General features: G+C 56.2%; 22 protein-coding genes and 1 tRNA gene. 7 read left to right on the top strand and 16 right to left on the bottom strand.

Features of this window, described 5'->3' with window-relative positions; all coding sequences use genetic code 11:
* Positions 1-3: 3 nt before the first annotated feature.
* From VOI23_RS18120 to VOI23_RS18100, 5 genes are all read right to left on the bottom strand, one after another.
* Positions 4-735, bottom strand: coding sequence for a 3-oxoacyl-ACP reductase family protein (locus VOI23_RS18120; protein WP_323786450.1), 732 nt, complete (start codon positions 733-735; stop codon positions 4-6).
* Positions 732-1,499 carry an SDR family oxidoreductase gene (locus tag VOI23_RS18115; protein ID WP_323786449.1) on the bottom strand — a complete coding sequence of 256 codons (768 nt, stop codon included), beginning with the start codon at positions 1,497-1,499 and terminating at the stop codon, positions 732-734. The genes VOI23_RS18120 and VOI23_RS18115 overlap by 4 nt, the downstream gene beginning before the upstream one ends.
* Positions 1,496-2,290, bottom strand: a complete 795-nt coding sequence (locus tag VOI23_RS18110) for an ABC transporter ATP-binding protein (protein ID WP_323786448.1) — start codon at positions 2,288-2,290, stop codon at positions 1,496-1,498. Before VOI23_RS18110 ends, VOI23_RS18115 begins: the two co-directional genes overlap by 4 nt.
* Before the next feature lie 2 nt (positions 2,291-2,292).
* Positions 2,293-2,967: an ABC transporter permease gene (locus VOI23_RS18105; RefSeq protein ID WP_323786447.1), complete on the bottom strand. Its 675-nt coding sequence runs from the start codon at positions 2,965-2,967 to the stop codon at positions 2,293-2,295.
* A gap of 183 nt (positions 2,968-3,150) precedes the next feature.
* A complete protein-coding gene (locus VOI23_RS18100) occupies positions 3,151-4,209 on the bottom strand; it encodes an ABC transporter substrate-binding protein (protein ID WP_323786446.1) in 1,059 nt (352 codons plus the stop codon).
* Positions 4,210-4,347: 138 nt separating this feature from the next.
* Between VOI23_RS18100 and VOI23_RS18095 the strand changes: the two genes are divergently transcribed.
* Positions 4,348-4,977, top strand: coding sequence for a TetR/AcrR family transcriptional regulator (locus tag VOI23_RS18095; protein ID WP_323786444.1), 630 nt, complete (start codon positions 4,348-4,350; stop codon positions 4,975-4,977).
* 26 nt (positions 4,978-5,003) lie between these two features.
* Positions 5,004-5,864, top strand: coding sequence for a polysaccharide deacetylase (locus VOI23_RS18090; protein WP_323786443.1), 861 nt, complete (start codon positions 5,004-5,006; stop codon positions 5,862-5,864).
* Positions 5,865-5,999: 135 nt separating this feature from the next.
* Here the strand turns inward: VOI23_RS18090 and VOI23_RS18085 are convergent, their stop codons facing one another.
* The 5 genes from VOI23_RS18085 to VOI23_RS18065 form a co-directional block, all read right to left on the bottom strand.
* Positions 6,000-6,995 carry a fatty acid desaturase gene (locus tag VOI23_RS18085; protein ID WP_323786442.1) on the bottom strand — a complete coding sequence of 332 codons (996 nt, stop codon included), beginning with the start codon at positions 6,993-6,995 and terminating at the stop codon, positions 6,000-6,002.
* A 111-nt stretch (positions 6,996-7,106) separates the two neighbouring features.
* A complete protein-coding gene (locus tag VOI23_RS18080; protein WP_323786441.1) occupies positions 7,107-7,331 on the bottom strand; it encodes a hypothetical protein in 225 nt (74 codons plus the stop codon).
* A 141-nt stretch (positions 7,332-7,472) separates the two neighbouring features.
* On the bottom strand, positions 7,473-7,718 hold the full coding sequence (locus VOI23_RS18075) for a DUF982 domain-containing protein (RefSeq protein ID WP_323786440.1): 246 nt from the start codon (positions 7,716-7,718) through the stop codon (positions 7,473-7,475).
* 145 nt (positions 7,719-7,863) lie between these two features.
* Positions 7,864-8,070: a cold-shock protein gene (locus VOI23_RS18070; RefSeq protein ID WP_323786439.1), complete on the bottom strand. Its 207-nt coding sequence runs from the start codon at positions 8,068-8,070 to the stop codon at positions 7,864-7,866.
* Between the two features lie 343 nt (positions 8,071-8,413).
* Positions 8,414-11,410, bottom strand: a complete 2,997-nt coding sequence (locus VOI23_RS18065) for a PAS domain S-box protein (protein WP_323786438.1) — start codon at positions 11,408-11,410, stop codon at positions 8,414-8,416.
* A gap of 224 nt (positions 11,411-11,634) precedes the next feature.
* Between VOI23_RS18065 and VOI23_RS18060 the strand changes: the two genes are divergently transcribed.
* Positions 11,635-12,582 (top strand): aminotransferase class IV, encoded by a 948-nt coding sequence (locus tag VOI23_RS18060; RefSeq protein ID WP_323786437.1) that lies wholly within the window; start codon positions 11,635-11,637, stop codon positions 12,580-12,582.
* Here VOI23_RS18060 and VOI23_RS18055 read toward each other — a convergent pair.
* Genes VOI23_RS18055 through VOI23_RS18045 form a run of 3 tightly spaced genes read right to left on the bottom strand, consistent with a single transcriptional unit; the run spans position 12,579 to position 15,222 of the window.
* Positions 12,579-13,346 carry a hydroxypyruvate isomerase family protein gene (locus VOI23_RS18055; RefSeq protein ID WP_323786436.1) on the bottom strand — a complete coding sequence of 256 codons (768 nt, stop codon included), beginning with the start codon at positions 13,344-13,346 and terminating at the stop codon, positions 12,579-12,581. The genes VOI23_RS18060 and VOI23_RS18055 overlap by 4 nt on opposite strands.
* Before the next feature lie 41 nt (positions 13,347-13,387).
* A complete protein-coding gene (locus VOI23_RS18050; RefSeq protein WP_323786435.1) occupies positions 13,388-13,756 on the bottom strand; it encodes an EamA family transporter in 369 nt (122 codons plus the stop codon).
* Positions 13,753-15,222: a UbiA family prenyltransferase gene (locus tag VOI23_RS18045; RefSeq protein WP_323786434.1), complete on the bottom strand. Its 1,470-nt coding sequence runs from the start codon at positions 15,220-15,222 to the stop codon at positions 13,753-13,755. Before VOI23_RS18045 ends, VOI23_RS18050 begins: the two co-directional genes overlap by 4 nt.
* A 190-nt stretch (positions 15,223-15,412) precedes the next feature.
* Between VOI23_RS18045 and VOI23_RS18040 the strand changes: the two genes are divergently transcribed.
* A complete protein-coding gene (locus tag VOI23_RS18040; protein ID WP_323786433.1) occupies positions 15,413-17,095 on the top strand; it encodes a hypothetical protein in 1,683 nt (560 codons plus the stop codon).
* A gap of 42 nt (positions 17,096-17,137) precedes the next feature.
* Here VOI23_RS18040 and VOI23_RS18035 read toward each other — a convergent pair.
* Positions 17,138-17,214 (bottom strand) — tRNA-His (locus VOI23_RS18035).
* A gap of 45 nt (positions 17,215-17,259) precedes the next feature.
* The gene (locus VOI23_RS18030; protein ID WP_323786494.1) at positions 17,260-17,742 is read right to left on the bottom strand and encodes a GNAT family N-acetyltransferase; all 483 of its coding nucleotides are present in this window, start codon (positions 17,740-17,742) and stop codon (positions 17,260-17,262) included.
* A 78-nt stretch (positions 17,743-17,820) separates the two neighbouring features.
* Between VOI23_RS18030 and VOI23_RS18025 the strand changes: the two genes are divergently transcribed.
* On the top strand, positions 17,821-18,009 hold the full coding sequence (locus tag VOI23_RS18025; RefSeq protein ID WP_323786431.1) for a DUF6324 family protein: 189 nt from the start codon (positions 17,821-17,823) through the stop codon (positions 18,007-18,009).
* A 9-nt stretch (positions 18,010-18,018) separates the two neighbouring features.
* Here the strand turns inward: VOI23_RS18025 and VOI23_RS18020 are convergent, their stop codons facing one another.
* The gene (locus VOI23_RS18020; protein WP_416376549.1) at positions 18,019-18,471 is read right to left on the bottom strand and encodes an MmcB family DNA repair protein; all 453 of its coding nucleotides are present in this window, start codon (positions 18,469-18,471) and stop codon (positions 18,019-18,021) included.
* 808 nt (positions 18,472-19,279) lie between these two features.
* Here VOI23_RS18020 and VOI23_RS18015 point away from each other — a divergent pair.
* Both VOI23_RS18015 and VOI23_RS18010 read left to right on the top strand, forming a co-directional pair.
* Positions 19,280-20,251 (top strand): glycosyltransferase family 2 protein, encoded by a 972-nt coding sequence (locus VOI23_RS18015; protein ID WP_323786430.1) that lies wholly within the window; start codon positions 19,280-19,282, stop codon positions 20,249-20,251.
* A gap of 94 nt (positions 20,252-20,345) precedes the next feature.
* Positions 20,346-21,173, top strand: coding sequence for a glycosyltransferase (locus VOI23_RS18010; RefSeq protein WP_323786429.1), 828 nt, complete (start codon positions 20,346-20,348; stop codon positions 21,171-21,173).
* The last annotated feature ends 94 nt before the right edge of the window (positions 21,174-21,267 follow it).

Genomic DNA, 21,267 nt, shown 5'->3' with positions numbered 1-21,267 from the left:
CTGTCAGGTCATCACACTGCCACCGTTCACGCCGAAACACTGGCCGGTGACGAAATTGCTATGGGGGCTTGCAAGGAAGCAGGCCATTGCGGCGATATCCCCCGGTTGACCGAACCGCGCCAGCGGTGTTGCCATATCCTTGGCCAACTGTTCGGGGCTCATGCTGTCGGGGCTTGTCATGTCGGTTTTAATTGACCCGGGGGCGATGGCGTTCACCAATATCCCCGGCGCCAATTCGCGCGCAAAGGTGCGGGTCAAAGCGATGATCCCACCTTTCGAGGCGGTATAGGCCGCCATTTCTTCACGACCAAGGATACCCAGATCGCTGGCGATATTGATGATCCGCCCGGTCTGGCTACGCCGGACAAAGGCACGCGCGGCAAGGAATGTGCCGCGCAGGTTTACCGCGATCACACGATCGAAGTCGGCAACATCGGTTTCGGCAAGCGGGCTTTCGCGCAGAATGCCCGCATTGTTGACCAGAATGTCAGGCGCCCCAAAGGCATCGGTCGCCGCCTGAAAAAAAGCTTCGATCTGGGCTTCGTCCGCAACATCGGCGGTCACTGAAATCCCATCTGAAAGCGCCTTGATCGCTGTCAGGGTTTCCGGCGCGGCCGGATCGCCGGGATGACAAAAAGCCACCTTGGCCCCATGCGACGCCAGCGCCAACGATATCGCCCTGCCAATCCCGCGCGATCCGCCGGTAACAATGGCAAGTTTGCCTTGCAACGTCATGACATCACCTCGCCGCGATCGACGTTGATGGCCTGTCCGGTGATGTTCGCCCCCCCCGAAGAGGCGAGGAACATGTAAGCTTCGGCCATGTCGCACGGCTCCATCAGCCCGTCAATCGCTTGCGCCGACATGATTTCGGCCTGCACCTCTGCTTCGCTGCGGCCGCTGGATTCAGCCAGTTCCCTGAGCGAATTCATCGCCGGTCCGGTTTTCACCCAGCCGGGGCAAACCGCGTTCACGCAGATCCCGCGCGGGCCCAATTCCTGCGCCCAGGTACGGGCAAGGCCGATCAACGCGTGTTTGCTGGACACATAGGCCGAAAATCCGGGCACTGCGGTGCGCGCCCAGATCGAAGCGGTCAGGATGATCCGCCCGCCATCGGGAATGCGGGTCACCAACGTGTCGGTCACATTCTGGGTGCCGGTGATATTGATCGCGATGATCCGCTCGAATGTCGTGTTACCAGCCGGGTTCGCCCCGGTAAGCGGGGTCGGACGTTCAAGCCCGGCATTATTCACCAGCACGTCGACCCGTTCGATATCGCTCAGCCGTTCCGTCACCATCGCGGCGTCTGCAATGTCGCATTGGATTGCGCGCACTTTACCCGGCAATTGCCGGGCCGCGTCATGGATCGCATCGGTATCCGACAAAACAATCAGATTGGCCCCGGCGTTCGCGAACCCCTCGGCCACGCCATAGCCGATCCCGCTGCTGGCACCGGTCACCAGCACCGTCTTGCCGGAGAAATCGAAACTTACGCTCATTCCACTCCGCGCCCTTCTTCTCGCATCAACCTCATCAACTTGGATTCCAGCTCGGCGTAGCCATCAAGCTTGACCGCTCTTTCCTTGTCCGCGATGCGCTGACCTTGCTTGAAGCCCGGCACGATTTCCTCTTTCACCCGGCCCGGGTGGCTGGACAGGAACACGATCTTGTCGGCAAGGAAAATCGCTTCTTCCAGATCATGGGTAACGATCACCATGGTGGTGTTGGTCTGTTCGGCGACATTGATCATCAATTCCTGCATCAGCCACCGGGTTTCGGCATCAAGCGCGCCGAAAGGTTCGTCCATCAGCAGGACTTCGGGATCGTTGGCCAGGGTCCGGGCGATGGCGACGCGCTGGCGCATCCCGCCAGAAAGCTGCGAAGGATAGACATCGGCGAATTTTCCAAGCCCGACAAGGTTGATGAACCGCTCGGCCCGTTCGCGCCGTTCGTCCGGGTCGACGCCGTTGATCTTCATCCCGAATTCGACGTTCTTGCGCACAGACAACCAATCGAACGAGGTATAGGCCTGAAACACCATGCCGCGGTCGCGCCCTGGTCCGTCGACCGTGCGCCCGCCAATGGCGATTTCCCCCGCACTTGGAGTTTCCAGTCCTGCCATCATCCGCAGGATCGTCGATTTGCCGCAGCCCGAAGGTCCAAGCAAGACGCAGATCGAATTCTGCTCGACCTGAAAGTTGACATCCTGAACAGCCGTTACGCGGTTTTCGCCGCCCAGTTCGAACACCTTTGTGATGTTCCTGATCTCCAATGCGGTGACTTGGGTCATGGTCATTTCTTCTGCAAATAAGGGAAGGCCCAACGATGCAAGGCAGCAAAGCCAAGGTCGAAGACAAGGCCGAGCACACCGATCACGATGATACCCGACAGGATCTCGTCGGTTTTCAGGAAGCGGCGGGCGCGCATCATCATGGCACCGATGCCGGTGGTCGAGGCGACGATCTCGGCGATCACCAGATAGGTCCAGGCCATGGCGAGCATCTGGCGCATCGCAACCATGATGTCAGGCAACACAGCCGGGAAAATGACCCGGGCCACAACCGTCCGACGGCTGGCCCCGAGGGTGAGCGCGGTTTCGACCAGTTCTTCGCGAACGTTCTTGGTGTGGTCCATGATCAGCGTGATCAGGAAAAAGATTACACCGATGAAAAGCAGTGCCAGCTTGGGGGCTTCGCCAGTTCCGAACCACATCAGCAGGATCGGAATGAAAGATGGCGCAGGCAGGTAACGCCAGGCCGAAACGAACGGGGCGAATACCGCTTCGATCGCAGGAAAACTGCCCATCATCACACCCAGCGGCACCGCGACGGCGATGGCCATACCAAAGGCCCCGATTACCCGGGCAATCGAAATCATCACGTCAGACCCGAAACCGCGATTGAAGAAAAGATCGAATGTTGTGGCAAAGACCTGCTGCGGCGCGGGCACCAGTAGTTCATTTACCATTCCGGTCGCCGAAGCGAAAATCCAGACGCCAAAAAATACAATCCAGATTGAAAGTGCCGACAGGACGCTTTGGCGTCGGCTTACTGGTTTTCTCAGCCTGAAAAACGGTCTCGAGGGGGATTGGGCCGCCACTGCTCTGCTCCGGTAAAAGGGGGAGCGCCACACGGCGCCCCCGGTTTTGGATTATTGCGCGATCAGTTCCTGGCGATAACCAGAAGCCACAAGATCACCCATCAGGCTGCAATCGATGCCAGCGGCGGCGTCGATTTTCTTGGCCATCAGGCCAAGCTTGATCCACCACTCATTGGTCAGCGCAATCGAATCCACCATTGATCCGTTTGCCATCCCGAAGGGACCTTCGCCGTCGAGCACACCGCAAAGCCGCGCGCTTTCATCAAAGTCTAGCATATAAATGCCACCTTCGAAGCTTTTGCCATTGGTGCCGATCACGTAGCCGATGTCTTCTTCCGGCCATTGCAGGAATTTGGCCATCGCCTTGTTGGTTTCCTCGACATGAGCGTTCCAGTAACCAAGCCCGTCCCAACGCGCCTTCAGCACGGCAACGGCGGCATCGCGGTTTTCGGCGATGAAGTTCTTGTTCATGTAAAGCGCGTCCATGAAGATACCGGTTTTCAGCACTTCCGGGTCAGACGTATTGACGATCGACCGCGCCCCCGGCTTGGCTTCGAGCACTTTCGAAATCCAGGGTTCATACATATAGGCAGCGGCAAGATCGCCCGACATCATCGGTCCAACCGCTTCGTCGGCGTTCAGATTGACCCATTCCACCTGATCAGGAGAAATGCCTTCGGAATCGAGCCAGATCCCCATCAGCAAGTGGCCAATATAAGCCTGCGGCGCCGCCACTTTCAGACCCGGCAGGTCTGCTGGTTCGATATCCGGCGACAGAATGATATGATCCACCCCGTAAGACGGGTTGAGAAACGCGACATTGACCACGTCGGTGCCCCGATCGACCACCAGCGGCGTGTAATCCGCAGTACACCCATAAACGTCGATCTGACCCGCTGCGAGAGCGGCGTGACCACCAAGCGGGTCTTCGAAAATGGTGATGTTCAGATCATGATCCGGGATCAGGTCGTTCTGACGTGCAACCTCAAGCATCGCATAGCCGGGCCAGGAAACGCAGACCCCGACATCGATTGTATCGGCAGCCGCCGCACCGGCGCTGCCTCCCGCTGCAATGGCCGTGGCGGCCGCGATATTCAGAATGGAACGCATGGTCATACCTCGCAGAGTGTTGTGATTCTTTATCTCCACCAATAACTTTATCTAGTAAAAGTTTTTTCGCAATAAATTTTTTAACTTGACCAAATAGTTTCGTTAGAGGAATTTAGGGCTCAACCAAAGGAGGCGGCGGTGAGTTCTCTACGTGCGCGACAGAAGGAAGACCGGCGAAATCGCATCGTGTCTTCGGCCAAAACCCTTTTCAAAAAAAAGGGTTACGAGAAGACGACGATCGAAAACATCGCGATGGCAGCAGAAGTGTCTGGCGTCACCGTACATAATTATTATGGCACCAAGGCAGGCATCCTGCTGTCTCTGGTGATCGAAAGCGACAAGCAACTTATCCAACAACTGGATGAAACCCTGCCCCGTGAAGAAAGCGACATCATCACGCTGGTGATCGCTTTTGCCCATCAGATCATGGACCACGCGATCGCCACGCTGGAAAAAGACATCTGGCGCCAGGTCATCGCAGCGGTAACGACCGAGGCCGGCACCCAGATCAACAAGGCCTATGCCAAGCTCGACGAGCAACTCTCCTTTGTTCTGGTCCGTCGTTTCGAAGCAATGCAGGCTGCGGGCACCCTTACGGGCACGGTAAACCCACTGCATCTTGGTCGCGCCCTGTTCCAGCTTCAGAACGCCCGCTTCATCGAATTCATTTCGTCCGACGAAACCACGCAGGACGAAATTGAAACACGTCTGCGCAACGATCTTGTTGCGTTGTTTTCCGTTTGCGTGGATCAGGCCCGACCCGCCTGACGCGGTTCCTTATCCCGGAGTCACACATGTTTCTCAATCCGATCACCTGGCCTGAAGGTAAGCGCAGCGCTGCCTGCGTCACATTCGACATTGATGCAGATTCACTGATCCGCACCGCCCGCCCCGATGATGCCGAACTCAGGTTGCAGCCGATCTCTATGGGGCGCTACGGGCCGACAGTCGCCATGCCCCGCATTCTGGACACCTATCGCCGCTTCGGCCTGACCCAGACCTTTTTCATGCCGGCATGGGTGATGCAGACCTACCCGGATACCGTCGAAGCGATTCTCAAAGATGGCCACGAGATCGGGCATCATTCGTGGATGCACGAAGACCCGATGATGCATTCGGACGACGTCGAAGCCGAACTGTTCGAACGCGCCCTCGAAGTGCATGTGTCGATGACCGGCCGCAAACCACGCGGGTATCGCGCCCCGGTCTATTCGATGACCCCGGCGATGGTCGACCGGCTGATCGAACATGAATTTCTCTATGACAGTTCAATGATGGCCGACGATCTGCCCTATCTTGTCGAAACCCCCAAAGGCAGTCTGATCGAAATACCGCCGCATTGGGGCACCGACGACTGGCCGCCCTTTGCCCATTTTGGCGAAATCGACTACCTGATGCCGGTGCGGGCGCCGTCGGACGGAATACGTGCCTTTGCCGAAGAATTCGACGCCATGCACGATGCGGGCGGGTTCTGGATGCCGGTTTTGCACCCATTCCTTACCGGGCGCGTGGCGCGGTGGCGCGAAATGGAAAAGCTGATCGAACGGGCGCTGGACACCGGCGAAGTCTGGTTCGCCCCGATGGAACAGATCGCATCGCATGCACAGTCGAACCGCGATGGTTTGCGCCAGGAACGGATTGGCGACGCGGACTGATTTCGAAACCTGACCGATGCGGTCATCCGGCCATCGCCCGATCGCATCGGCCTGAATCGCCGCGCAAAACCAGAATAGTCTCACAAAGCCAAAACTGTAGGCCCCGACATTCGGGGCCACATTCTTTATTGAGCGCTACGCGGCAACAGACCGGGCATCGGAAAACGACAACAGCTTTCGGCTCTTTTCATCCCAAAGATGCAGCCGCGCACAGCGGAAGCTTTCCCAGAGTGTGATACGCTGAGACTGGGCGAGGATATCATGGTCCCGGATCACCTCACTCAGACGATAGAATGGAATGCGGCTGGCCAGATGATGCACATGGTGAACGCCGATATTTGCGGTGACCCACCGCAATACACCGGGCAGATCGTAATAGGAACTGCCGTTGAGAGCAGCCTCTTGCACGGTCCACTGATCATCATGGTCCCAAACAGTGTCTTCGAACTGATGCTGGACATAGAAGAACCATACCCCCGCCATCGCGGCCAAAAGCGTCGTCGGCAGGAATACCAGCAGCAGAACGTCCAGACCGCCCAGCCAAACGATCACTCCCAGCGCGGCGGCAATCGCGGCGTCGGTCGCCAATGCGCTGATCCAATAGACCTGACCCGACCGCATTTGCCCGACGGGCAATCTATTTTGCAGAAAAAACAGGTAGAACGGCACAACGCCCAGCAGGAAAATCGGATTGCGGAGCAAACGGTACATGGCCCGGCCAATCCAGCTCTTTTGCCGGTATTCCCGGATTGTGAGCGTTGGAAGATCACCAGTGCCGCGCCGGTCAAGATTACCGGTCGTTGCATGGTGAATAGAGTGGTTTTTGCGCCAAACATCATAGGGAGTCAGCGTCACCACACCCAAAAACCGACCGACCCAATCGCTCAGCTGGCGGTTCTTGAAAAACGACCCATGACCGCAATCATGCTGAATCATGAACAAGCGCATCAAAAACGCCGCATTTACCGAGGCCAGCGCCAGGGCCAGCCAGGGACTGATCGACACCGCCCACCAGGCCAAAGCCCAGATCACTACAAAAGGAACCAAAGTCACGGTCAGTTCGAAAATACTACGGGAAAGAATCGGTTCGCGATACTGGGCGAGGATCCGGGTCCATTCATAGGGCTTCAACAGGCTATCTTTCGTTTGGATTAACTTAGGCACCCTTCGTTCTTGAGGTACCTTTTGCGTTCAGTTTGTTGTGTTCAGTTTTTGCCGCGTGTCAACGTTTTCCGACCGCACTCACCCGGATTTCTTGGCTGTCCCTTTGGCTGTTGCCTTGGGGGCTTTGGAAACCGTGCTGGCTTCTCTCTCAAGACGGGCCTTGCGAAGACGGGCGGTCTTGGTTTCGCGCTTTTCGCTTTCGTCGTCGAGAATCTCCCACGCTGCGCGCGTGGTCTTGTCGATCAGCGTTTCCGCACGCGGCTTTTCAGCTTTGAACAAATTGGCTTTTGTTAGTTTTGCCATCTTTCCGTCTCCTTGAAGGATTGTGTGCCAGCGCTGCACCAATGTATTCCAGACTTTGGAGGGGCACTCGTGCCGATGTCTGGATCGCACGGATCACCGGAACGATCACCATGCCGGCAACTTGGCTCTTGGGTTCATGGATCAGAAAGCGGCGTTCGCTTCGGCGCACATGCGATCTGGAATGAAACCAGCGGTCTTCGCTGCTGAGTGGAATGCTGTGCGGGCAGCGTCAACCGTCCCCAGGCAATTCATCGCGGCATCAATGTGATTGAGCGCGAGATCGCGTTTACCGTCAGCAACCGGCCATTTCTTACGCAGCCAGTAATGAGCCTGTTCAATCGTATTGATATTTTGCGTGTCACCCTCTGGTGAAACGACAACGATCATGGGATTTCCCCAGTTAACTTCTATCAAGTTTGTTAGTTCCCTAATTTCTCCAATGGCCATCGCTGAACCTCAGGGGCCATTTCAAATGAAAAGGCGAAAACAGCCAAAAGGCCGTTCCCGCCTCGCAACCAAGTTCTACGCAGGCTTATGCCAGTGCGAGATTGATCGCTGATTCACGGCCATCCCGGCCGCTTTCGATATCGAAGGTTACGTTTTGCCCATCGTCCAGCTGATTAATCCCCGCCCGTTCAAGAACCGAAATATGAACGAAAACGTCCTTCGATCCTTGCTCAGGGGCGATGAAGCCGAAACCTTTTTGGGTGTTGAACCATTTCACGGTGCCATTGGCCATCGTGTTATCTCCTAGTTTTTCGCCACCCACATAATGTGATGACCCGGCTCAGTGTCGTCATAAAATCAACTGAGGCCGTCAGGAAACAGATGGTCGTAGGAAGAAGCCTTGCCTGTTTTAACTAGGCACCCATCGCCCCCATTGCAAGTAGGCAAAGCCAGAAGCCGGGAAAAAGCAACGGGATATGGTTTCGCCTGACCACGACTCTGCGGCAAAGGCGTGTCTGCGTTGCAGCCTCGGTCGGGGTGTGCCCCCACGGTACTGACAGTGACAGCCCGTCTAATCGGCTGTGGATGGAAGGGCATGACGCACACAGGTCGACCACGCCTTCCTGTGATCCGTATCAGGCATAGAATGCGTCATTCACCGCCCGCGCCAATTGTGCCACGCGGAACGGCTTTGTCAGTAGCTGACTGTCGGCCTGCAGCGAACTGTTCTTTTGCAGGTATTCCGCAGGATAACCCGACATGAAAATGAATTTCTTGTCAGGGCTGCTTGCCTTGATCCGGGCGGCAAATTCCGGCCCACTGATGCCGCCGGGCAGGACAATGTCGGACAGGATAAGGCGAATGTCCGGCATCGCTTCGAGAACGCGCTGCGCCTCGTCGGCATCCTGTGCCGTCACGACATTGTAGCCAAGCTTTTTCAACATCCTTTCGGCGATCGCGCGAACCTCGTCCTCGTCTTCAAGAACCAACAGGGTTTCGCCCTGCCCTTTGTGGACCTCCTGCGCCTTGGCAGGTGTGCGCGATGCACCGGCCGCCACCGCCTTGGGCAGGAACAATTTGACGGTGGTGCCTTTGCCGACCTCGCTGTCGATGGTCACTTGTCCGCCCGACTGACGCGCGAACCCGTAGACCATCGACAATCCCAGACCACTGCCTTCGCCCACGCCCTTGGTTGTGAAAAACGGCTCAAAAACGCGCTCCAGCGTCTCCTTCGACATGCCATGACCACGATCGGTGACCGACAGCACGACGAAATCACCGACCAGTTGATCGCCGTCCTGTTCGCCGTCCGCGTCCCGCAGCGATATATTCTCACAGGTGATCGTCAACGGACCACCGTCAGGCATCGCATGGCGCGCGTTGATCACAAGGTTCAACAGCGCGTTCTCGATCTGACCCGGATCCGCAAGCGCATGCCACAGCCCCTGTTCTGCCCGAAAGCTTATTTCGATGGTTTCGCCCAGCGTCCGCCGCAACAGGGACAGCATCCCGCCTACCAGCTCGGAAATATCAGTCGCTTCTGGCGCCAGCGGCTGCTGGCGCGAAAAGGCCAGCAGCCGCTGCGTCAGCTCCGCGCCTCGCTCCGTCGCGCGCAAAATTTCCGAAACCATTTTAGGTTCGTATATCTCATCATCTTCAAGAACCTCCGCATTGCCCTGAATGACAGCCAGCAGGTTGTTGAAATCATGCGCTATACCGCCGGTTAACTGACCGACGGCTTCCAGTTTCTGAGCCCGTGCGAGTCGCATTTCCGTTGCCTTGCGTTCGGTCGTGTCCTCGACAATTGCAAAGAATATCGGCGATGTTTCCGTGCGCGAAACTTGCAGATGGATCTGAACATCATAGGTTGAGCCATCCTTGCGCTGGTGCTCAGCCTCGAATTCCAGACCCCGCACATGCCCATCGCGAAGCGGTTGAATGAGGTCTAAAAAATCCTGCCTTGAATAGGTTGGCATAATATCGAAAGGAGACGTCCCTTTCAGGTCTTGCATGCTGTAGCCCAGATTTTTGCGGGCTCCGCGATTGACCGATATGAAGTTGAGATCCTCTCCTCCGAAAACATACACTTCGTTGATCGAATCCTCGATGATGCGGCCAAGCCGTGTGTTGATCTCTTCGGCCTCCCTGCGTTCGGTCACATCCCGCACAGTGCCTTCCACCCCCAGAATCTCGCCGCTGTCGTCGACAATGAAACGCGCATTCGTCTCGACAAAAATCGCATGCCCGTCCTTGTGACGCAGCCACGCAGGGTAGTTCCTGATATGCCCGCCCTGTTCACGCAATGACTGCAGGAAATGCGGACGACCGTCGGGATTATAATAAAGCTTCTGGACCGATTCACCGACGAGGTCGTCAGCCGAATACCCAAACATCTCTTGGCAGGAGGGCGATATCATCAGGATCCGCCCCTGCTGATCAGCGCGATAATAGGTCTCGTCCAGACTTTCCAGAATTCCGCGATAGGTCGCCTCACTCTGGCGCAACTCCTGTTCCAACACCTTGAAATCGGTGATGTCCTGAAGCGTGCCTTCCATCATGGTCGGTTCGTCGTCGCGCCATTCAGGGGTCGCTTCCACCTCGCGCACATACCGGGTGACGCGATCCTTGCCGACGATACGATATTCCACAGTAATCGGATCACGCGTGTCACGCCGCTCTGACATGGCTTTGATATACGTTTCCCTGTCTTCCGGGTGAATAAGCGCTATGTCGCTTTCTTCGGTGACGATCTCGGACATATATTCCTCGATGGTCATCCCATGCAGCGCTGCGAATTCCTTCGTGACAAAGACGTTTCGGCCCTCTTCGAAATTCCAGATGTAGTACCCAAGTTTGCCGATTTCCATTGCGTGTTGCAGCCGCCGTTCGCTTTCACGGAATTCCGAATCTCCGGGCACGGAAAGATTTGCAACGCCGGCGCTCAACACCCGGGTCCGTTCCGCTGCGGCGCGCAGACCTGCGATCATGTCCACTGCTTGCCGTCGGCACAGCATAGAAAGCGAAATCACCGCAGTGCCGGTGCAAACGGCAAGTACAAGCGCTATGGAAACACCAGTAAGCTGAAAGAAATCCTGCGACGTTGGCAACCAGCCGGGCAAGCTGGGGCTTGGCTGGATGAAAAGACCGGAAAACACCCCTGAAAGCATGAAGGAAAAGCCCAGAACCTGGGTCGCGGCGGCCTTGGGCGGAAACGCCCGACGCAAGGCCATCCCGGCCATGACCATGGCAGGGAATCCAAGGGCGTAGCGCGCAAATGCTTCGATGGCCTCCAGTTGGTGCCCGCCTGATAACGTCAATACCAGTCCGGTCAGGCCGATGAGGGGGTAAATCCACGCCGAAACACCCGGCACTGCCATGCCATCCCCAGCCCTCTCGCGGGTCAGGCTCCGCCGGGCAAACTCGAAAAGCGACAGGAAGGACAGCACCAGAAAGGCCGCCGCAAACCACGCCAGCCACGGCGCCGCGAAATCCAAAAAACCCCGCCACGCCTCAATAAACGCCCGCGCAGCATGAAGAAGCCCGAAGCCACCCAGCAAAGTGAAATGACGACTGATAGGCAGGGCTTTGGCATCGTTGGGCTGTACGAATGCGACAACACCCAAAGACAGCAAACAGATTCCATAAAAAAGATAAACCGCAGATTGATAATCCATATGCCTCGCACACACTCACAGCCGTAACCGGGTTCGACGGTTACAGTCAGAAAATCACATGGATTGGTTTCTGGTGCAAGGCAGCGCGCGCCACGCGCATGTTGTGTAGCCTCGGCGCTTGAAGCCGCCCCAAAACGGGTAAACATTAAACGCAACATTTTCCATCTTGACCGGGGTAGACCATGATCACAGCGAACAGCCATTCCACCCACGACGCTCAGGCCGATCTGCGCAACGATGCGATCAAGATCTATGTCGATGGCGATATCGTCCCCAAGGATCAGGCCAAGGTCTCGGTCTACGATTCCGGGTTCATGCTGGGCGACGGCATGTGGGAAGGGATGCGGCTATATGATGGCGAATGGGCGTTCTTCGACGAACACATGGACCGGCTGTTAAGCGCCTGCAAAGCGGTATCGCTCGATATCGGACTGGACCGGGACGGCATTCGCGACATCCTCGACCGGACGGCGACGGCCAATGGCATGATCGGCGACGCCCATTGCCGGTTGATGATCACCCGCGGGCGCAAGGCGAAACCGTTCCAGCACCCGCAGCTATCGCAATGGGGTCCGACCATCGTCGCCATCGTGGAACATTCCACCCCCGCTGACAGCCTGCAAAGCCGGGGCATCCGGCTGGCCACCGTGCCACAGGTGCGCGGGCTGCCACACAGCCAGGACCCGAAATTCAACAGCCATTCCAAGCTCAACTGCGTCATCGCCTGCCTGCAGGCGGAACAGGCCGGGGCCGATGAAGGGCTGATGCTGGACCCGCATGGATTTGTAAACACCACCAATGCCTGCAATTTCTTCATCGTGCGCAAAGGGGCGGTTTGGACCTCGACCGGCGATTACTGCATGAACGGCATCACCCGGCAGAAAGTGATCGACCTGTGCCGCGCCAATGACATTCCGGTATTCGAGAGAAACTATTCGCTTTATGACGCCTATGGTGCCGACGAAGCCTTTCTGACCGGCACCTTCGGGGCACAGACCCCGGTAGCCGAAATCGATGGCAAAACGATTGGCGATGCCCAGGGGGCCGGGCCGACAACGTTACGTATCCGAGCGCTTTACAAAGATTTGATCGCCCGCAACGTGGCCGAACAAAAGGCGCAGCGGGCCTAAAGCCCCTTGGCCCAGTCAAGCCAGGACAGCGACGCCCCGGTTTCGCCTTCGGGCCGGTATTCCGCCCCCAGCGGACGGTCATAACCTAGATCTTTAAGCCGCGTGAAAACGTCCCGGTAATCGACCTCGCCATGATCGGGGGGGCCCCGATCCGGGACGGCGGCAAACTGGATATGGCCGATCCAGGGCATCAGCGCTTTCAACCTGCGACCGACATCGCCCTCGGTGCGTTTCACATGATAGCAATCGAACATCAGTTTCAGGTTATCCACCCCGATCGCGCGGATCAGCGTCACCGCCTGTTCGGTGTCGGTCAGAAAATAATCGGGGACATCATAGTGATTCAGCGGTTCGATCAGAATGGTGATCTGCTGCGGCGCAGCCCGCGTACAGGCATAGCGCAGGTTTTTTTCGAACATCCGGGCCGCCTCCGCCCCGGTCGCGTTCCCCGCCATCACATGCACATGCCGGGCATTGATCGCGGCGGCATAGTCAAGGGCTTCGTCAATCGCCCTGCGCGCCTGCACTTCGCGGTGCGGCAACGCCGCAAGTCCAAACTCGCCCGCAGTCACCTCGCCCGGCCTGATGTTCAACGCGACCATTTCCAACCCGGTCTCGGCAAGCGCTGCGGCCACGTCGCCGCTCGAAACATCATAGGGCCAATGGCATTCGACCGCATCGAATCCTGCTTGTTTCGCGGCCCGAATGGCGTCGGGCAAGGTCCGATCGGTCCACAGAAAACCCAGATTGGCCGAAAATTGCATATCGTGCGCCCCTGTTTTTCGCCGGTTGAGCCGATAACCGGCTAGGCTCCTCGCGCCATCACCAACAACCCCAGCACAATCAATCCAATCCCGGTCAGCCGGGTCGCATTGAACGGTTCACCCAGCACCAAAATCCCCGACATTGCCACCAGCACGAAACTGATCGATACAAACGGGTAAACCAGCGACAGATCAAGCTGGCGCAGCGCGAATAACCATAATACCACGCTCACCCCGTACAGAGCCAGCCCCAGCAGGACGAAGGGCGAAAACAGCATCCCCATGGCCTTCATCACCAGACCGGCGGTTTCAGCGAACACCACCCGCGAAACCCCGTGTTTAAACGATGTCTGCGCAAGTGCCGACAGGATCACGCTGGCGATGATAAGGACGAAATTGGGTAGGTTCACGGCAGCATCCAATCCAGATTGATATTGCGGGCCAACAGGACAATCGCCAAAACGATCAGCCCCGATACACGGCTGATCCGGTCTTTGAGGGCAAAGGCCACCGGATCGTCTCCGATCTTGTCACGATTGGCCCACATCCAGCTGCGATAGGTCCAGAACATCATCACCGGCAGCATCAACCACAACAATCCCGGTGCCTGATAACGGTCTTGCACGTCATTGCTGCTGATATATTCGGCCATTGTAAGCAGCGACAGCGCAGCATTGGCAATTCCGAATGTCTGCACGATATTCAAATCACCGGCATAATAATTGCGCGACGGCAAGCGCCCCGCTGACGTAACCCGCGCCAGTTCGATATAGCGCTTCATATAGGCCAGGCTGAGAAAAAAGAAGAGCGAGAAGGTCAGTATCCAGGGGCTTGGCACCACCAGAATAGCGGCAGCACCGGCAACGATCCGGATGGTGTAGAGAACTGACAAAACCACGACATCAATGGTGGAATAGGCTTTCAGCCAGAAGGAGTAGGCCTTGGTCAATGCTACATAAAGGACCAGTACCAGCCCGAACAGCGGTCCGACCAAAGCAAAAGCGATGACCAGACCGGCAAGCAAAAGCCCGAGCGCTGCAAACACCCCTGACCTGGGCCGCAACTGACCGGCAGCAAAGGGGCGTTTGCACTTGGTCGGATGTGCCCGGTCGGCATCGACATCCAGCATGTCGTTGATCAGGTAAACCGCCGATGCGCAAAGCGAAAACGCGGCAAACCCCAGAACAGCCCGCATCAGGCTGACCGGGTCGGTGTAAAGATGTGCGAAAAGCAGCGGCAGGAACAGCAATAGATTTTTCGTCCATTGATGCGGTCGCATCGCCCGCAACAGCGCCGAACGCGGCGCAGCCTTGTCCACCGGCAACAGCGTCACCGCGTCGCCAGACGCCAAGGCGCGGGCCTGAACCGGAACATGCGCGAAACCGCGCCAGTCCGCATCTTGCCAGATCGGCAGGTCGGCGGCGGAATCGCCCAGATATTCGAACCCGCCCTGCCCCGCCGCGTCACGGATCGCGGCCAGTTTGGCAGCCCCCTTCATGTTGCGTCCGGGAACCGAGGCAATGATATCGTCGAACAGCCCGGTGAACTCGGCCACATCCTGCGCCACCTTACTGTCGGCCGCAGTGGCCAGAACCACCCGCCGCCCGGCCCGGCGCGCCGCTTTTACATAGGCCAGAACCGCAGGGTCGTAAGGCAACAGATCGGCACGGAATTCGACATGGTCGGCCAACGCCCGTTTCACCCCGGTAACCCCGGATTTCACGGCACCAGACATAACCGCCATGATTGCGGCGGGGGACTTGAACGACCGCACCAGCAATTCCTGCGCAACATCGGTCCGCAGCAACGTCCCGTCCATATCGACGAACAAAGGCACGTTTTGACGTTCAGAATGGCTTTTTACAATGTCCCTCATCTCAGCCTATTGTTTCCAGCATATCCACCCAAACTGCCAATTCCGTCATCAAAATCGGGATATCATCCAATTCAAACAGTTTTCTTTGCCCGAACGGCCCTGAATTGGTTACCAGTTAGATATTAATTTCAGCGTCGCGAAAGTCATAACCGTGAAATCTATCGAAAGTTTAGGCAAAACTGCGGCGCTTATGTGCCTTCTTCTGTTTGTTGCGGCTTTGGCGTTGCGGCTTGTCGGGGTCGACTACGGCTATTTCCACGGCGATGAACGAGTGAATGAAGCCGCCAAGGTTCTGACCGGGCAGATCGTACCAGGTCAGCATTTTTACCCACCCTTTTTCAACTATCTCAACGCGGTTGCCTTCGGTGTTCTGTTCGTGATCGGGCGCGCCGCCGACTGGTGGGACGGGGCCGCCGGATTCAGGGCACAATATTTCGCGGACCCGACCAAATTTTACATCACCGCGCGGATCGTCACCGCTTCGATCAGCGCCCTGATGGCGCCCCTGTTTTTCCTGACTGCGCGGCGCCTGAAACTCGATCCCCTGCGCGCGCTACTGGTGGCGATGATCGCGATGCTGTTTCCGCTTGCGGTGTTCATGGCCCATATCGCCAAAGGCGATACCGGACTGGCCACCGGGTTGATCGGATGTTTCCTGGCGATGCTGATCAGGCTGCAGGCCAATCGGCCTGTTCGATGGGACATTGCGCTGGGGCTTTGCGTCTTGCTGACGCTGAGCTTCAAGCAATCCGCAGTCTTTGTGCTGGGCCCGTTGGCGCTGGGACTGATCGTCCTGCTCATCCGGTCCGAGGGGCAGGCATCCGCGCTGAAATCTTTCCTTCGCGCGATGGGACTGGTGCTGGTCTTGTGGCCAATCCTGAATATCGGCGTGATCCTCGATTTCAGAAACTTCCTTGATTTTCAACGCATTCAGGCCGTGATGTCGATCAGTTCGGATCAGACGAACCCACTGGACGGGCTGACAACGCTGGCCAGACGCGCGATCGAGATCACGTTCGGGATGTCCCCGGTGATGGCTATAATTGCGCTGCTGACGCCTGTTTTTCTGTTGCGGCGGGAATGCCATTTACCGCAGAAATCGGCGCTTTTGGTGATCTGGATGTCGCTCGCTATAGGCACGGTCGCGACCGCGCTGATCACCGGGCCGCGCCAACCTGAACATTTATGGATCGGCAATTTCGCAGGCTTTCTTCTGCTGGGTGGTCTCGTTCTGGCCGATTTGACCCGCGCCGACCGGCCCGCGACGCGCATTGCCAGCGGCCTGCTGTTGCTGGGAGCGCTCGGGCTGTCGGCCATGGGCACCACACAGACATTGAATCAGGCGCTGGCCAAACCGATCCATCAAGATGTTGAAACCTATCTGGCCGAAACCTATCGCGACCGGAAAATCATAACCTCGATGCATCTGGAATTGCCGCAAATGAAAGAGGCGCAGCAGTCCGAGATTGACCGCCTGAACCGGCTGGCCCGCAAATATGACACCGATCTTCCGGAATTTTCCCAAGAGCGGCTGATCCGCCAATCCGCCCCTGACGCGCTCTATTTCGTCAATTTGCCCGGGGTGATGTTTGGCTTGGAAAATGTCGATGAAGAAAAACAGGACTATCGGGTCAAGGCCCATGCCTGGCCGCTGCAGAAAGAAGAATGGGAGCTGCCCTATTGGTTGTCGCGCGGCTTTAGCGTCTTCACGATCCAGGATTTCGATTACTACGCATACAGTGCGAACCCGGAAATCCGGCGCACCTTCTTCCAGACGCTGGCCCGCGACTGCGCGCTCAAGCGCAGCTTTTCCGCCGCCAAACCGCTTTTTCTGGAACGCGAGGTCAGGGTCTTCGATTGCGCCGGACCCTGACGCGCGATCTCTCGCGTTTCGCAACACTGATAAAGGGGGGAATGGTACCGCCTTCCCGGTTTGAACGGGAGACCTCTGGATCCACAATCCAGCGCTCTAACCAACTGAGCTAAGGCGGCACTGTCCGGGCGATTTAGCCTTCCTGAAACGGGATTGCAAGCCCGTTAAAGCACAATTTCCCAGCTTTGTTCGACAAGATCCACGCCAAAACTGCGCACCGGTTCGGACCTTTTCAACTGCCACCCGTTACGGGCATAAAGTTCACAGGCCGCGCGATGGCTTTCGTGGGTCCACAGCGCCATACGCTTGTATCCCTTGTCCCGGGCATAGCCCATGCAGGTTGTCAGCAGACGCTGGCCTAACCCCATGCCGCGTGCCGCTGGCAGCAGCAGGAACAGGCGCAGTTTGGCGGTTTCGGCATCCTGCCTCACGCAAAAGACGCTGCCCAGCCTTTGACCGTCTTGCACGGCGATCCAGGCCCGCTCGCATTCCGGGTCGTGGTTCAGAATATAGTCCGCCAGAATCTGCGCAACCACGGCTTCGAAACTGGCGTCAAATCCTTCGTCGCGGTTATAAAGAAGGCCGTGCTGTTCGATCAGCCAGCCAGCATCGCCAATCTGCAAATCGCGTAAAGTCACCTCTTTCATGACCATAGTTTGCGTCCCGTGTTGCTTGCATTGCAAGCCCGAAAGCGCTAGCTGATCAGCGAAAAGGGGGATGTGGTCATGGGGATCAACACCGAACGCGACATCGAAGCCAACCTGCAAATCGGGCCGACCGATCTTGGAATGGTACGCCTGTTCATCGAAGGGAAAGGGATTGAAATCCCAATGGATTTCGAACCCGAAGAGGCCGAGGAAATCGCCGAGGAAATCCGTGCCGCCGCCCAGGCCGCCCGCGCGGTGAAGCGCTAGACTTACGGGTTAGAAACCGGGATCGCGTAGCGCCCGAAGCCGCCGTGCCGCATGCGTTGCGATTTTATGCGTCAACACCTTACGCCGGGGCGCCGCCAACTTGGCTTCAGGCCCCATGCGAATGATTTCGCCGCCATAGGCATCGGCGATCAACAACCCGGTTTCGGACGGCAGAAGGTCGGTTGGAAAATCCTCATCCACGGCCCAGAAATAGCGATCGCACCACTCCAGATAGCCCTGCCATTTCCCATCCGCCTGAAAATCCGCGCGGCTGGATTTGCATTCGATCACCCAGATTTCGCCCTTTGGCCCCAACCCCATCACATCGACGCGCAAACCCCGGGTCGGCACAAATTCTTCAACGGAAACAAATCCATAGCTCCCAAGCGCCCGCGCCACCCCGCGCGCCAGCAATTGGCCGGGTTGCAATGTTTCAATGGAATTTGTTTCGGGCATCCGCATGGTTCGATCATGAACATATCATGAACAAATGCAAGCCCCTATGCGCCGCAGCTCGGACGACCCGGCAATCTGAGGCCCCCCAGTTTCCGCGACACCTGCCTTGTTCAGATTGAGCTGTCTTTCTTCGAAATCAACCATTGTCGGCAGGCGATTTCACGCAGCCACCGCGACAGTTGACAGCGTGCCTCGGTTCGTGCGCTTGCGTTCCGGGCTGTAGAATATTTCGATGGGCTCGAACGCCTCTTTCTGGCTCGACACCGTTGTACCTATATCGAATCCGTGTAATGGTTTGATTTGCACCTATGTTCTGGTTTTGATTGAACGATTTGAAAAGGTCGAGATGATTTCGGATATATTTGTCCACAAACATCTGCCTGAAGCCGTCAAGGTCGAAACGTTTTTCCCTCCCATAATTTCAGAGCTTTACTGGTCCACGGGCGCGATGACTTCATTAGAAATAAAATTGTCGAAAGTTTCGGAATCAACACCACTCAGCGTCAGACGGAGTGCGAGATGAGCGTTCTAATTTTGACGCTAAGGTTCGGGTTCAATGGCAGCTTGCAACCTGACCCTATTGTACGCAGTGAAGATAGTTCGTCGGGTCCCGTTGCCTCTCTGTCGCGCCCCGGCATTAACGTACCATCGGCGTCGGAAACAGTACGAGCTCCATCCAAGTTAACGAACACACTCCTCCACCTTGGGACAGCCTGCCGCAGTCGACTTGGGAGAGGCTCGTTTCCTACTGTAAGCGCTGTGACCTTCAACTCCCGATTCACAACTCCGCTGCGCAAAATTGACAAGGACCTCAATGCCTAAGATTTCCGTTATAATCCCGATCCACGGCACTGAACGTTACGTTGAGAAATGCGTTCGGTCAGTGATGGACCAGACGCTGAAAGACATCGAGATCATTTGCATAGATGATTGCTCGCCGGACAACAGCGCAGCTATCGTTGAACAGCTCGCCGCGACGGATGATCGCATCAGATTGATCCGCCATGAGCGAAACCTTGGCTTGGGTGGAGCCAGAAATACCGGCATTTCCGAGGCCCGCGCTCCCTATCTGGCCAGCGTGGATAGCGACGATTACATCCGACCTGAAATGATGGAAAAACTCTGGGAGGGAACCGGAGGAGGAATTGCCGATGTAGTAGTGTGCGGTGTTATCTTTATTGATAGTCATGCTAGACCGCTAGGCCCTCGCATCTCTCCGCAGCCTGGACGTCATATGAATACCGAAGACCAGATCGACATTTTTAACCTTTTCAATCCGTCTTTCTGGAACAAGCTTTGGCGTACTTCACTATTTGTAGACAATGATATCCGATTTCCCGAGCAATGTTACTATGAAGATTTGGCGACGACCCCACGCGTACTGCACTATGCCTCGGACATCAGAGTTATTTCTGGTGACTATTATCAATACCTAATTCGTGAAGAATCAATCACAAACACGTCCAGCCCAAGGCATATCATGGACTACTTCAGAGTTTATGATATCCTTGATAATTTCCTGAAACAGGAAGGCCTACAATCAAGATATGAAAAAGAATTCGTGAAAAAAGTTGGGAATAGCCTTTCTTATCATGCCGCTGGCGTAATCTCATCGAATATGGAAGAAGAACAAAAACAGAAATATCTGCGCAATATGCTGATAATGAAACTTGGCTACTTGGAATACCGCAATCAATTTCACGAAGTAGACACTGCAACATTACAACGCATGCTTAAAACTTCGACGTGCTGGGATGATGTCAACTTGCTGGATCTTCCGCGCTGAAGACCCTTTCTCAGAGCCCATCAAATCCTTAATACCGGAACCACACTAATGCCCAAAATTTCCGTCATCATCCCGATCTACGGCACTGAACGTTATGTTGAGAACATGCGTGCGGTCGGTGATGGACCAAACGTTGAAAGACATCGAAATCCTTTGCATAGATGATTGTTCGCCGGACAACAGCGCAGCAATCGTTGAGCAGCTCGCCGCGACGGATGATCGCGTCAGATTGATCCGCCATGAGCGAAATCTGGGCTTGGGTGGAGCCAGAAATACCGGCATTTCCGAGGCCCGTGCGCCATACGTTGCAGGCGTTGATAGTGATGATCATATCGTGCCTGAAATGATGGAAGAGCTTTGGAACGGAACAGGAGGAAAAATAGCCGACGTAGTGGTCTGCGGTATCAATTTTGTCGACGACAACGGTCGTCCCGTTGGGCCAAGCACATCCCCTGAACCGGGGCACCTTGTGAACACGAATAACCAGGTCGATATTTTAGATCAATTCAACCCGGGTTTCGTTAATAAGCTCTGGCGCACATCTTTGTTTATGGATACCGGAATACGTTTTCCCGAACACTGTTATTATGAGGATCTAGCCACAACGCCACGGATATTGCACCATGCAAGGGATATCAGGGTTATCGCCGGAGACTTCTATCAATATGTGATCCGAGATGGCTCCATAACCCAATCATCGAGCCCGAAGCACATTATTGACTACTTTAGGACGTTTGAGATTCTTGACCACTTCCTAAAGCAGGAAGGCTTGCAATCAATATACGAGGAAAAATTCGCCAAACAAATAGGAAAAATGCTATCCTATCACGCTTGGAGTATATTAGATTCAAGCATGACAGAAGAGCAGAAAGCACAATACCTGCGCCACTGTCTGACGTCAGCACCAACCGGACAAATTTAGGGGTTTGAGCAACGGAGGATTTCTGGTTCATCGAAGCCATTATGGAGCGAAGATGAACAAGAAATCCGGAACATCGAAGGACGCTGCTGACAAG

Origin of the sequence: Thalassovita sp. (assembly GCF_034670005.1) — a bacterium.
GTDB lineage: Bacteria > Pseudomonadota > Alphaproteobacteria > Rhodobacterales > Rhodobacteraceae > Thalassobius.
The sequence above is the reverse complement of the archived record's forward strand: the minus strand, read 5'-3'. Positions and strand labels throughout refer to the sequence as shown.

What these genes read in the sequence shown, in the direction of transcription:
- VOI23_RS18100 (WP_323786446.1), bottom strand. Translation starts at nt 4,209, where the DNA reads ATGCGTTCCATTCTGAATATCGCGGCCGCCACGGCCATTGCAGCGGGA.
- VOI23_RS18010 (WP_323786429.1), top strand. Translation starts at nt 20,346, where the DNA reads ATGTTGAGAACATGCGTGCGGTCGGTGATGGACCAAACGTTGAAAGAC.
- VOI23_RS18020 (WP_416376549.1), bottom strand. Translation starts at nt 18,471, where the DNA reads ATGCGGATGCCCGAAACAAATTCCATTGAAACATTGCAACCCGGCCAA.
- VOI23_RS18115 (WP_323786449.1), bottom strand. Translation starts at nt 1,499, where the DNA reads ATGAGCGTAAGTTTCGATTTCTCCGGCAAGACGGTGCTGGTGACCGGT.
- VOI23_RS18030 (WP_323786494.1), bottom strand. Translation starts at nt 17,742, where the DNA reads ATGAAAGAGGTGACTTTACGCGATTTGCAGATTGGCGATGCTGGCTGG.
- VOI23_RS18105 (WP_323786447.1), bottom strand. Translation starts at nt 2,967, where the DNA reads ATGGTAAATGAACTACTGGTGCCCGCGCCGCAGCAGGTCTTTGCCACA.
- VOI23_RS18040 (WP_323786433.1), top strand. Translation starts at nt 15,413, where the DNA reads ATGTGCCTTCTTCTGTTTGTTGCGGCTTTGGCGTTGCGGCTTGTCGGG.
- VOI23_RS18120 (WP_323786450.1), bottom strand. Translation starts at nt 735, where the DNA reads ATGACGTTGCAAGGCAAACTTGCCATTGTTACCGGCGGATCGCGCGGG.
- VOI23_RS18075 (WP_323786440.1), bottom strand. Translation starts at nt 7,718, where the DNA reads ATGATCGTTGTCGTTTCACCAGAGGGTGACACGCAAAATATCAATACG.
- VOI23_RS18015 (WP_323786430.1), top strand. Translation starts at nt 19,280, where the DNA reads ATGCCTAAGATTTCCGTTATAATCCCGATCCACGGCACTGAACGTTAC.
- VOI23_RS18070 (WP_323786439.1), bottom strand. Translation starts at nt 8,070, where the DNA reads ATGGCCAATGGCACCGTGAAATGGTTCAACACCCAAAAAGGTTTCGGC.
- VOI23_RS18090 (WP_323786443.1), top strand. Translation starts at nt 5,004, where the DNA reads ATGTTTCTCAATCCGATCACCTGGCCTGAAGGTAAGCGCAGCGCTGCC.
- VOI23_RS18110 (WP_323786448.1), bottom strand. Translation starts at nt 2,290, where the DNA reads ATGACCCAAGTCACCGCATTGGAGATCAGGAACATCACAAAGGTGTTC.
- VOI23_RS18025 (WP_323786431.1), top strand. Translation starts at nt 17,821, where the DNA reads ATGGGGATCAACACCGAACGCGACATCGAAGCCAACCTGCAAATCGGG.
- VOI23_RS18055 (WP_323786436.1), bottom strand. Translation starts at nt 13,346, where the DNA reads ATGCAATTTTCGGCCAATCTGGGTTTTCTGTGGACCGATCGGACCTTG.
- VOI23_RS18060 (WP_323786437.1), top strand. Translation starts at nt 11,635, where the DNA reads ATGATCACAGCGAACAGCCATTCCACCCACGACGCTCAGGCCGATCTG.
- VOI23_RS18045 (WP_323786434.1), bottom strand. Translation starts at nt 15,222, where the DNA reads ATGAGGGACATTGTAAAAAGCCATTCTGAACGTCAAAACGTGCCTTTG.
- VOI23_RS18080 (WP_323786441.1), bottom strand. Translation starts at nt 7,331, where the DNA reads ATGGCAAAACTAACAAAAGCCAATTTGTTCAAAGCTGAAAAGCCGCGT.